11 protein-coding genes and 1 riboswitch are annotated in these 11,999 nt (G+C 39.4%); of the genes, 5 read left to right on the plus strand and 6 right to left on the minus strand.

Annotated elements, in window-relative coordinates:
• Positions 1-45 precede the first annotated feature (45 nt).
• Genes DV702_RS10435 through DV702_RS10445 form a run of 3 tightly spaced genes read right to left on the minus strand, consistent with a single transcriptional unit; the run spans position 46 to position 3,616 of the window.
• Positions 46-1,167, minus strand: a complete 1,122-nt coding sequence (locus DV702_RS10435; protein WP_114924694.1) for a Ger(x)C family spore germination protein — start codon at positions 1,165-1,167, stop codon at positions 46-48.
• A complete protein-coding gene (locus DV702_RS10440; protein ID WP_114924695.1) occupies positions 1,164-2,258 on the minus strand; it encodes a GerAB/ArcD/ProY family transporter in 1,095 nt (364 codons plus the stop codon). Before DV702_RS10440 ends, DV702_RS10435 begins: the two co-directional genes overlap by 4 nt.
• Positions 2,255-3,616, minus strand: coding sequence for a spore germination protein (locus DV702_RS10445; RefSeq protein WP_114924696.1), 1,362 nt, complete (start codon positions 3,614-3,616; stop codon positions 2,255-2,257). The genes DV702_RS10440 and DV702_RS10445 overlap by 4 nt, the downstream gene beginning before the upstream one ends.
• Positions 3,617-3,807: 191 nt before the next feature.
• Here DV702_RS10445 and tatA point away from each other — a divergent pair, with 191 nt between their 5' ends.
• The gene (gene tatA, locus DV702_RS10450; protein WP_114924697.1) at positions 3,808-4,023 is read left to right on the plus strand and encodes a twin-arginine translocase TatA/TatE family subunit; all 216 of its coding nucleotides are present in this window, start codon (positions 3,808-3,810) and stop codon (positions 4,021-4,023) included.
• On the plus strand, positions 4,024-4,833 hold the full coding sequence (gene tatC, locus DV702_RS10455) for a twin-arginine translocase subunit TatC (RefSeq protein WP_114924698.1): 810 nt from the start codon (positions 4,024-4,026) through the stop codon (positions 4,831-4,833).
• 21 nt (positions 4,834-4,854) lie between these two features.
• Here tatC and DV702_RS10460 read toward each other — a convergent pair whose 3' ends face one another.
• Together DV702_RS10460 and DV702_RS10465 are read right to left on the minus strand one after the other, a co-directional pair.
• On the minus strand, positions 4,855-6,798 hold the full coding sequence (locus DV702_RS10460; RefSeq protein ID WP_114924699.1) for an elongation factor G: 1,944 nt from the start codon (positions 6,796-6,798) through the stop codon (positions 4,855-4,857).
• 40 nt (positions 6,799-6,838) lie between these two features.
• Positions 6,839-7,711, minus strand: a complete 873-nt coding sequence (locus DV702_RS10465) for a LysR family transcriptional regulator (protein ID WP_114924700.1) — start codon at positions 7,709-7,711, stop codon at positions 6,839-6,841.
• Positions 7,712-7,832: 121 nt separating this feature from the next.
• Between DV702_RS10465 and DV702_RS10470 the strand changes: the two genes are divergently transcribed.
• From DV702_RS10470 to DV702_RS10480, 3 genes are all read left to right on the plus strand, one after another.
• The gene (locus DV702_RS10470) at positions 7,833-8,537 is read left to right on the plus strand and encodes a YczE/YyaS/YitT family protein (RefSeq protein ID WP_240315600.1); all 705 of its coding nucleotides are present in this window, start codon (positions 7,833-7,835) and stop codon (positions 8,535-8,537) included.
• A gap of 1,206 nt (positions 8,538-9,743) precedes the next feature.
• Positions 9,744-9,843: riboswitch (purine riboswitch) on the plus strand.
• 109 nt (positions 9,844-9,952) lie between these two features.
• A complete protein-coding gene (locus DV702_RS10475; protein WP_114924701.1) occupies positions 9,953-11,026 on the plus strand; it encodes an NCS2 family permease in 1,074 nt (357 codons plus the stop codon).
• A gap of 20 nt (positions 11,027-11,046) precedes the next feature.
• Positions 11,047-11,592 carry a phosphoribosyltransferase family protein gene (locus DV702_RS10480; RefSeq protein WP_205407172.1) on the plus strand — a complete coding sequence of 182 codons (546 nt, stop codon included), beginning with the start codon at positions 11,047-11,049 and terminating at the stop codon, positions 11,590-11,592.
• 46 nt (positions 11,593-11,638) lie between these two features.
• Here DV702_RS10480 and DV702_RS10485 read toward each other — a convergent pair whose 3' ends face one another.
• Positions 11,639-11,980: a rhodanese-like domain-containing protein gene (locus DV702_RS10485; protein ID WP_114924703.1), complete on the minus strand. Its 342-nt coding sequence runs from the start codon at positions 11,978-11,980 to the stop codon at positions 11,639-11,641.
• Positions 11,981-11,999 lie beyond the last annotated feature (19 nt).

The following is an 11,999-nucleotide window of genomic DNA, read 5'->3' on the forward strand; positions in this document are numbered from 1 at the left end:
GTGTCCATCCTATAGGGTATTGTGTATTGATACTCGCCATACTTATTATTCTATGGAACCAGTGCTTTGCAGTGATACTTCAGCTCGCACATTAAAATCCAGTGTAGGATATGCATTTTCCCACACTTCGTCTATATCGCTACGGTGCAAGCGAGTCGCTCGATAACGTAGGCCGAAGCCGAAAGGATCTACATGTTCTTCTTGCATGCGTACTAAGAGATTATATACTTTCTTTTCTACATCTTTTGAAGAAATTTCATTGTATACATTTAATTTAGATAAGGAGAGAGGTTCGTTCGACTCGCCTATTGAGCCTTTCATTTTTACATGAACTTCAATCGCCTCAGGTACTTGATAATCATTTTCAATTATTTTAAAGTTCATTTTACTTTCTTTAATAGTTAACAACAGCTGTAGTTGGTCATGTTGGACATGATATATAGCACCTGTAGCTCCTTTTAATAATGTATTGTAATATTTAGTTTCTATTATAGTAAGAGTAATTGGTGGTTTTTTTTCATTGATCACAACGGCATTATTGATGACTAGCTCATCTCCTTTCTCAGTAGTTTCAAGTAACGGTAGAACGATATCGATGCCCTTCGAATAATGTTCCCTACGCATCTGAAATAAATAAGTAGTGACTATAAATGGGCTTTCGTTCGCTGTATCGCCAAAAAAGTTGAATAATGCGACTGAGGCTGGTGCTTCCGTGGCTGGTTCTACTTTTAAAATTTTTTCTGCTGATGGTCTGGCGCCTGCTACATATGCGATCATTTGAATATCTCCACGTCTGACAAAGAAATCCATGAAATGTTTTGTATGACTTGATAAGAGATCCTCATGAATAATAATAGTTTTTAAATGGCCTAACTCCAAAACTTTATCTACATGTGTCTCTAACATACGCACTGCTTCCCCTATAGATGCTCCTTCCTGCGAGATATACGCATAACTCGGTTTAGGAGAATCTTTGATCGCGCCAAACGGTAACGCTATTTTTAGTGTTACCTTAATTCCATTCTCTATGTTTTCAGAAGGATCTATTCCAACGGCAAGTATAAATAGCTTTTTATCAATGTCTTTAAATCCGCAACCAGCCTGCAATAAGACACTACTTACTACACAAAAGGTCATACACATTTTAATATACCGGGACTTTTTCATAAGCGGGCCCTCCTACTAAGGATAAATAGAAGACTCAACAAGAAGACAATTACAACAAGCATGGAATTAAAATAGTAAATACTTAACTGAAATAAGTCATATTCCGTTATTTTTATCGTAACAATAATTGCTACTGTCCAGAATAACGCTAGTAATATATACTTTCGTATACGATTTGCTTTGCCAGATACGTTCTTACCTCCGCAAACACTTTCAAGTAGATGAAAGGAAACATGCCAATGAATCACAATATTGGAAAATGCGATAGCCAGAAATATAAATAAAAATAAAAAAACGACGCGTTCGATAACGCCGAACTTCATTCGAATAGAGTCACTTGTCAAATGCCACGGATATAATACATCTGAAATATGATCGAATCCTAAGATCCCTATCGGAATAAAATACATTGTGAAAATTGCAATGGCACCTAATGCAAAGACAAAAAGTGCTTGCTTTATTCCAAATACCACCTTCTTCCTAATTAAGGAATTAAAAATAATAATGTCAAATGATCCTATGAATAAGTAGACAGTCGTAGAAAAGGCCGTATAGTCTGGCGGATTGTCGATATAAGTCATCGCTATGCGGATATAATCCCAATTAATTTCAGGAAGAAAATACAGTTTTGCTACATAGTAAATACTTAATGGGAACAATAAGAGAAGTACTAATTCGAGTGAATATAAGATGTTGCGACTTTTCATAAGAACTCCAAAACTAACAATTAATACAAATGTTAAAAATACGGTGTAAACGGACATTTCAGGTGTCAAAAAGTGTAATAATAAATCAATATAAGTTACTAACGTTTGTAACCCAGCAACATACCAAAATAAACTGAGCACAATAAGTACAGGAATGGATATCCACTTTGTTGTATGTTCCTTCAAAATTTGCGGTAAACTCTTGCCAGGAAATACTTTAAATGAATGAATGAACAACCAATTCATTACTACACCAAAAAAAAGACCTAGAATCATCGACACAATGACTCCATCTTCGCTTTTACTAAACAATATCCTAGGTCCTGTAGCGATCACATTGGCTATCATATTAGACAATAGAATGTAATAGAAAAAGCGGCTCATCGGTCATCCGCCTTTAATTCTTCTTGGTTACTCTTCCAAAACATACGTAAATAAGGTTCTCCAAAACTATCCTTGTTCACTAAAAAAATCAGTAGCCCTAACATTCCTAGCACTAAACCTGCAAGACCAAATGCTGTTGTATAAACTAACAATAAAAAACGACACACCCGTACCGCATAATTCATCTCGCTAATTGGAATAACGAATGTAGAAATAGCGACTAATGAAACAACAATAACGAGTATATTTGAGGTTAACGCCGCTTCAACCGCTGCTGTTCCCAAAATTAATCCTCCTACCGTAGTAGCTGTCGCGCTTATCGTATTCGGCAACCTCATACTCGCTTCTGTTAATAGCTCTATAAAAACCAGCATAAAAAACACTTCAATAAAAGACGGATAAGGTACACCAATTCTGCTAGCCGCCACCGTAAGCGCCAGTTCGGTCCGAAATACATCGGGAGTATATGAAGTAACGCCAACGTAGAGTGCCGGCAACACAATACAAGTAATCAATCCTCCATAACGAAGAATGCGTATTAAAGTGACTACCCAAAATGAATAATATTCATCTTCCATTGAAACAATAAAGTCAAAAAAGACAGTCGGTGCAATAATTGCATGGGGGCTGCCATCCACCATAATAATTACTTTTCCAGCTGTCATACTATACAGAATACGATCGGGGCGTTCCGTAAGAAGACTCGTTGGGAATAGGCTATACTTAGCATTGTTTAAGTGATATTGAAGATCCCCGCTTCCTTGTATTAACTGTACGTCTATGCTCTTCAAGCGCTTATAAATATTTTCTAATAATCCTGAACGCACGTTATCTTTGTCGTAAAGTAATACGACTGTTCGATTAGAAGCTTCGTCTAGTTGCATCGTTTCAACGACAAGTGAAGGCTGGTGGTAACGCTGGCGAATTACATTAATATTTGTTTCTATACTTTCACTAAGCCCCAATTGAGGACCATGAATGGTCGGCTCCATTTTAGCGTCTTGAACTGCATTAGCTGACAACATTTTAAGCTCCAACAACGTGATCTGTTTGTCGATCATAACAAAAACATTACCCTTAGTTATCTCAATGAGAACTTCTTGATCTCCTGACGGCATCGGTGTTTCATAAGGCAAAGACCGAATATATTCGGCAAAGTTTTGTTCTTTCGACAATTCATAAAATGGTTTTACAATAATCTCCTGAAGTTGCATCATATCTACAACACTTTTCAAATATAGTAAATGGACGATTCGTTCTTTACTTTTTAACGTCTTCTTCACGACATCTGCCGTCGGTGCTAATTGTTTGGCGAGTCGTTTTACATAGCTTGGTGTCTCATTTTTTAATTCATCCAAACTCCTCACTTCTTTCTACACTTGTCTTTATGTACCTTTTAGCATATCCATAATTAAGAAATTTAGTCGCTACCACTTAGAATTCCTTTCAGCTCATAATGAAAGGTTTTGCGAAAATTGTTTCAAACAGAAGGAAAGTGGATATTATAAAAAGAGGACTATTTTTTAAGTGGAGGAAAGGAGGAATAGCTATGAATTTAGCTGCCATCGGTGTTCCTGGATTAATTATCATTCTAGTCATCATTTTGATTCTATTCGGACCGCGTAAATTACCTGAAGTTGGATCTGCAGTAGGGAAAACATTAGCAGAATTCAAAAAATCCGCAAAAGATATCATGGACGACGATGATGATGAGTCAAAGAAAATAGAAGCGCAAAGAGCAGAAGTAAAAGAGCAGGTGAAATAAATGACGCCTACCGAAAATAAACATCAGGACGAGCCTATTGAATCTACCGCACCGGTAGATTCTATTTCTATCGACCCTTTAATGGAACCTACATTAGTAGATCATTTAACTGATTTACGCAAACAATTGATTAAAAGCGTTGCAGTTTTTCTACTATTTTTCATCGGTGTTTTCAGTACGATCAATTTATGGTTTCCTTATGTGACGAGAGGACATAATTTAATCGTCTTAAGCCCATTGGAAATCATATCGTTCTATACGTCTGTTTCAGCAGCGTTAGCTTTCGGTATATCATTGCCATTCGTCTGTAACTTCTTATGGCAATTCGTCAAACCTGGATTGAACGAACAAGAAAGCCGCTTCTTAAGTCTTTATTCTCCTGTCATGTTTTTATTATTTGCGACAGGTTTAGCATTCGGATATTTTGTCGTCAATCCGCTAAGTTATAATTTTCTAATTTCACTCGGTACAATAAATTTTGATATTATGATCTCTGCACAGGAGTATGCACGATTTTTATTGCTTACAACTATGCCGATTGGTCTATTATTCGAACTCCCTATGGTGGCTATGTTTTTAGCAGCCATCGGTTTACTTACAGGAGATACGATGAAAAAAGTTCGAAAGTGGTCTTATGTTACATTGGGTGTGTTATCTGCGCTCATAACGCCGCCGGACTTTCTCAGTCAATTAATCGTACTCATTCCTATGATGCTACTTTATGAAGCGAGTATTAGATTAGTGATGCATATGGAAAAACGTGCGCTCACTAAAGCACAAGCCGCAGAAAGCCAATCACGGGCCGCGTGATTGGCTTTTTGTTCAGTAATGTTATTGTAATGAAATATGCATGGCTTTCTCCGCTTCTTCCCACGGCACAGTGTATCCTTTTCCTTTTGCGCAAAATATAGAGGATGACGTATATTCACTGTCTGATTCTTTATCATAGCCGATTTTTTCAATAATCTCTTGCGTATTATGACATTCAGCATATCCGCCGAACTGTAAGCTAAGTGATCCTTTTCCTTTCGTGAACGAAGCAAATGTTGTCGAATAGTTCATAAATGTAGCCACTGGCGCACTACCTGTAATGATTGTTTGATCAGCCCTTGTTTCCGGAGTATCAAAACTTCCATTTGCTAGTTGAATATCAGATAAAACACGCCCCACATGCTCTAGATCGACTTTACATGTAAATTGATAGATCGGTTCCAACAGCACATTGTCATCTTTCTCCAACCCTTGCCGAATCGCCCGAAACGTCGCTTCTCTAAAATCGCCGCCTGATGTGTGCTCATTATGCCCTTTACCAGTAAGTAACGTGAACTTCACGTCTGTTATTTCAGAGCCAGTTAACAATCCATGATGCGGACGTTCAAATAGGTGATGTTTTATTACCCTTTGATTGCCAACAGAAAGCTCATTCACATGACAAGTAGTAGCAAATGAAATGCCACTGTTACGTTCAGTTGGCTCTATTTCCAGATGCACTTCTGCATAATGCCGTAACGGCTCAAAATGTCCGTAGCCTCTGACTGAAGAGCGGATGGTTTCTTTATAGACGATATTTGGATCACCAAACGCTATATTTATATGGAAGCGGTCTTTTACAATTTGCTGTAACACTTCCAATTGAATGATCCCCATGACGTGTATATGGATTTCCTTTAACTCTTCGTTCCAGATTACTTGCAAGGATGGATCTTCGGCGTCTAGCATGTTAAAATTTTTTAGCAATTCATGAATAGATAGAGAAGGATCAAAAATCACTTTGGATGTTAATGTTGGTAGTAAATTAAATACTGGGTCTGTTGTTTCTTCTCCTATTCCAACGCCAACTGAAACTTGCGTTAAGCCGGTCACAGCAATCAGTTCACCCGCCACCGCAGAATCTGCCGTTTTATAACGGTATCCCGAATAATTTCTAATCTCTGTTATCTTTTCAACGGAATCGTCCACTTGTACCTCATCGCGTACATTCAATCTTCCTTGCATAATTTTCATATACGTAATTCGTTGTCCATTTTTATCATGTGAAACTTTATATACTTTAGCCTCGAACTTCTTCTCGCTATCATAATGGGTTACTGTTGTCGCATCGAGAGCAGAAAGAAATTCAAGCACTCCTACATCTTTTAATGCCGCTCCCTTTGCGTAAGGAAATATTTGGCGCTCTTGAATCATCCGTTGCATAGATTCCATCCATAAAAATTCATCATACTCACCATTTACATAACGATCCAATAAGTCTTCGTCACGCTCTGCAATGAACTCTATTAACTCGTCGTCTAACCCATCTCCTGATAGCCAAGCAAGGTCAAACATATCTTCAGAAAAACTGGCATGCATTTCTGTCAAAACTTCCTCTAGAACGGCTCCTTCACGGTCCATTTTATTAATAAAGAAATAGGTAGGCACTTGATAATGCATAAGCAACCGCCATACCGTCTCTGTATGTCCTTCGACACCGTCTGCCGCACTGATTAAAATAATGGCAGCATCCATTACTTGAATCGATCGTTCCATTTCAGAAGAAAAATCAACATGTCCTGGAGTATCAATAAGTGTATAATGAGAGTCTCTATACGTGAAACTCGCTTGATCAGCAAAAACTGTAATACCCCGGTTCTTTTCTATAGCATGACTGTCCATAAATGCATCTTGATGATCTACTCTCCCCCGCTGACGAATACTTTGCGTATGATAAAGTAATTGTTCTGAGAACGTAGTCTTCCCGGCGTCTACGTGAGCAACGACTCCTATTGTTTTATACATCGTTTCACCTCTGCTTATATTCTGAAGTCCTAACTGTCTTTCAATCTACTAAATCCCACAGTTGTAAAGCAGCTTTTGAAATATGCTCTTTATTTCTTTTTATCATGACAGGTTCGGCGCGGTAACTAAAATCTTTTAATTCGTGAAGGGATAATTGTTGCATAGGTTCTACATAAGCCATTCTTGGAATAATAGATAAGCCTAATCCCTTGCTGACCATGGCAATAACCGTTGCTATATCTTTCGTTTCCATAATGATATTCGGACTGACACCCGCTTCAGTAAATGCTTGCAGAACATCTTCATAGTAAGTATGGCCTTCCATAGCTTCAAGCATAATGAACGGATAATTTGCAAGTTCTTTAAAAGTTACGTCATCATATTCAAACAATTCCCCCCAGACGACAGGACATACAACTACATATTCTTGTTCCATCATCTTTTTCATCGCATACTGCTTACTATGATTCAAACGCAACACTATTGCCAAGTCAATGACCTTCTCTTCTATTTTCGTCAGCAATTCTTCTGAGTCACCTTTATAAACACTGATTTTTACGTCTGGATACTTTTTTCGATATATTTCGATATAATCCGCGAGTATATTTAAACAAGCCGATGAGACTCCTACACGTAACGTCCCCGCACTGCCTTCTTCTACTTCCCTAATACGTAATTTTATTTCCTGCATCTCTGCCACTAAGCGTGTTGCATATGAATATAATAACTTCCCTGTTTCTGTTATTTCCCATTTTTGTCGATATCGCTGGATTAAGGTCGTACCTAATTCAGTTTCAAGTTTCTGCAACTGCTGGCTAAGAGGCGGCTGGGCCATATGCAAAACTAGCGCGGCTTTTGAAATACTTCCTTGATCAACAATTTCTTTAAAATAATGAAGCTGTCTAATATCCATATATGCAAACTCCTTTATATTTTTACCATATGTCCTTTACACTTATTATATATTATTAATATCAAAATTTCTATGATACGATTAATATACTAAAGAACGAAAGAAGAGATTATCGATCAATATGAAACCTATCTCAAAACGTCTAACATTATATATTTTCGGCTTATTTCTACTATCACTTGGCGTCAGTTTCTCCATTCAAGCAAATCTCGGGGTATCCCCTGTATCTTCACTTGCCTACGCATTTTCACTAACAGCAGGTCTGTCGATTGGTATAACGACTATCATAGCAAACTGTTTATTTATCGTACTGCAAGTTATATTAGACAAACGGATAAAGTGGCGGGAATTCGCAGTACAACTGTTACTCTCTCTTGTATTCGGTATATTCATGGACTCTACATTAGCGTTGGTTCAAATACTGCCTACACCTGAAACTTTGTTAGCAAGGTTCGTCTTTTTACTGATCAGCTTATTAATCATCGCAACTGGCATATTATTTTATTTCACAACGAAGCTACCTTTAATGCCTTACGATGCTCTAACGTATGTGATTAGTAATCGCTTCGACATGAAGTTTCACAAAGCCAAAATCATGAGCGATCTTTTAAACGTTACTATTGCAGGTGCAGTTAGTGTAATCTTCATAAAGTCCCTCGGCTCCATCGGAATTGGGACGATTGCAGCAGCCTATTTCGTCGGAAAGATTTTAAGCTGGCTCATGCCACGTTTTCAACACCCTTTACAAGTATGGATTGATTCGGGAAAGAAACGTGCGACGATCAATAAGACCCGACTGCTAGACCCAGCAAAGTCACGCTATTAAGAGACTATCCAATGCACTGGATAGTCTTTTTCTTCGCTTATTTCTTTTATAGTTAGGAAGTTTTCGAGGCTAGTGCAAGACTACACACGTCGTTTCTGATGTTGAAGGTGATCAGTTCACTGAATTCACTGCGGCGCTGGCGGATGGCTCCCGCGATGAGCCAGAAAAGAAGATCGCTTTTCTGTCTCGTCGCTCCGCCTACCACTTGTGAGGCGCCTTCGTTTAGTGAGGATAGGTATAAATCGTAGTTCACTGTAGTTTGTGAAAGATTTGGGCTAGTGTAGGACTAGTTGATGTCGTTTCTGAATGTTGAAGGTGATCAGTTCACTGAATTCACCGCGGCGCTGGCGGATGGCTCCCGCGATGAGCCAGAAAAGAAGATCGCTTTTCTGTCTCGTCGCTCCGCCTACCGCTTGTGAGGCGCCTTCGTTTAGCGAGGATAGGTATAAATCGTAGTTCACTGTAGTTTGTGAAAGATTTGGGCTAGTGCAGGACTACCTGGTGTTGTTTTTGAATTTTGAAGGTGATCAGTTCACTGAATTCACTGCGGCGCTGGCGGATGGCTCTCGCAAAGAGCCAGAGCGGAAGATCGCCTCTCTGTCTCTTTGCTTCGCCTGCCGCTTGTGAGGCGCCTTCGTTTAGTAAGGATAGTTACAAATTGTAGTTCACTGTAGTCGATAACTATCTTTTTACTTAATATGGTCACCACACTTTATAACCTGTCCGTACTAGCGAAGAAGCAACTGCGGGGTCAGCCGAAGCTATGAGACAACTAGCGTCTAAGCTAGCTGGCTCATAGCGAAAGGCAATCCCCCACGCGCCGAAGCGGTTACTGAAAGCAGAACCCTCACCAACTCCAGAACCCGAAACAAAATCGTGTCACGTTCAAACACAAACTGCTTTCACAAAGTAAAGAAACCAACACTGTACTTACCAGCGAAGAAGCAACTGCGGGGTCAGCCGAAGCCATGAGACAACTAGCAGCTAAGCTAGCTGGCTCATAGCGAGAGGCAATCCCCCACGCGCCGAAGCGGTTACTGAAAGCAGAACCCTCACCAACTCCAGAACTGAAAAAAGTGTCGACTCACGACCTAACACCAAGTAGATTGCCTAAATGATAAAAACATCAATAATAACAATTAATTCTCGTAAATTTAATATTTTTCCTCTTGTGTCATTCACAATTGTATGCTATTTTTAACAACGAAAACAACAATCCCTTACCCCTGTATAATCCCGATAATTTGGTTCGGGAGTCTCTACGGAACAACCTAATTGTTCTACTATGGATGGTACATTAAATCTACATTACACGGGGGCATTCCATTAAAGGAATGCCCCTATCTTATTTGGCTACCACCAAACGAATCTATATGGTTACTTCCTATACAGCAGCGTAGGAAAAGGAGAAACAGATGGACATTTGGAAAGATATACTCGCAGCATTGAGCGGCGTACTAAACGCACTGCCTCAAGGTCTCCTTGCTTTAACGTTTGGATTTGCATCCATTCCAACCGCACTGGCATTCATGGTCGGAGCATTTGGAAACGCAGCTACTAGTAACGTAGCCGTCATTTCCTACCAAGCCGAAACCATAACATTAGCCGGTACCATGGGTAAAAATATGAGAGAGCGACTCTCAATGATTTTCTTCGGAGCAGCCATACTTCTCATCATTGGCATATTCGGTATTTTAGAATCAGTCATTGACTGGATCGGTCCCATCATTACGACCGGTATGATGGCAGGTGTCGGACTCATGCTTTCTAAAGTAGCATGGGATATGGCGAAAGCGGATCGTGTCGTTGGATTGACATCATTGTTTAGTGCTTTGATCGTTTATTTCGCTACATACGATCTAGTTTACACGATTACAGTCTCTGTTATTTTATCAAGCATTGTGTATGCGATGATGAAGACAAAAAACCGATCCATTACTGAACGACCCACAATTAAAGATGGATTTCATTTGCAGAAACTACTGATCAACCCAGCAGTTATCCGTGGGGCGCTCGCGATGGTTTGTTTGAATATCGGTGCGAATATCGCATTCGGTAAAATCAATGGAGAAATTGCAGATTCCGCTGTTAATGTAGATGTGATTACGATTATTAGCAGCTTTGCAGATATGGTTTCCTCTTTATTCGGTGGAGCGCCGGTTGAAATTGTCATTTCCGCTACGGCGAGTGCACCACATGCTGTATGGTCTGGTGTGCTGATGATGGTACTGATGGCGATTGTGTTGGTAACGGGACTTCTGCCGAAAATCGGGAAATTTGTACCTAGCGCTTCCATTGCCGGATTTTTATTCGTCCTAGGCGCCATTGTTACATTCCCCGGAAACGCGATGATGTCATTAACAGGTGAAGGGGCAGGAAATGGTATCGTCGGTGCAATTACGATGGTTGTTACAGCGATTACTGATCCTTTTCTCGGTATGCTGTCCGGTATTATCGTACAATTTTTAATGACTCTTTTTGGAGCTTAATGTAATGGAGGATGAATTTATTGAAAACCTATACACCTGAAGTCGGCTCACTTACACGGGAACTTCCGATCATTCCCATTTCCGATACGCTCAGCATCGCAAGTTTTGTTCTTTTGGGCGACACTGAAATGGTGTGCGAAGCGGCTCCACTAGTTGCAGAAAAACTACCTGCTGTCGATGTTCTAATTACTGCAGAAGCGAAAGGTATTCCTTTTGTCCATGAACTTTCAAAACATTTGAATATGTCTCGCTATATTGTCGCTAGAAAGTCAGTAAAAGCTTATATGGAAGACCCACTTATGACCACAGTACATTCAATCACTACACAAAAAGAACAATTCCTTTGTTTAGATCGCTTAGATGCAGAGTTTATTAAAGGAAAACGAGTTGCTTTAATTGACGATGTAATTAGTTCAGGTGAATCTCTTCGTGCGCTCGCTAAGTTAGTAAACAGTGCGGGCGCGAATATTGTCGCCCAAGCTGCCGTATTAGCTGAAGGTGATGCTGCTAATCGGGACGATATTATTTTTCTTGAAAAATTGCCTTTGTTTCCAAATGAACAATAATGAAAACAGTCGATTGACGGGAGATTTCTCCATCAATCGACTGTTTTCATTTTGAACTATTCATATATTCTTTCCAAGCAGTAATGCCACCTTCCAATAAAACCACGTCATACTCTCTCGCAGAAAGAATGTTTGCGCACTTAGCTGCGGAATTGCCCGTAGTACAAGTAATAATGACTTCTTTATTCGCTGGTATTGCAGAAAGATTTTCTTCTTGTGGATCATCAAGTAGAAAAATATCTGTTTTCGGTACATGGATACTTTCTACAGTTGATCCTTCAATATGGAAATCTTTATACTTGTCTTCAGCTCTTACGTCTACCAATACTACTTGCTGTTGTGCATTCATCTTTTTATATAACTCTTCTGCAGTAATTGTTTTACGCATGAATTACATAACCCCTCTC

This window comes from Sporosarcina sp. PTS2304 (genome assembly GCF_003351785.1).
GTDB lineage: Bacteria > Bacillota > Bacilli > Bacillales_A > Planococcaceae > Sporosarcina.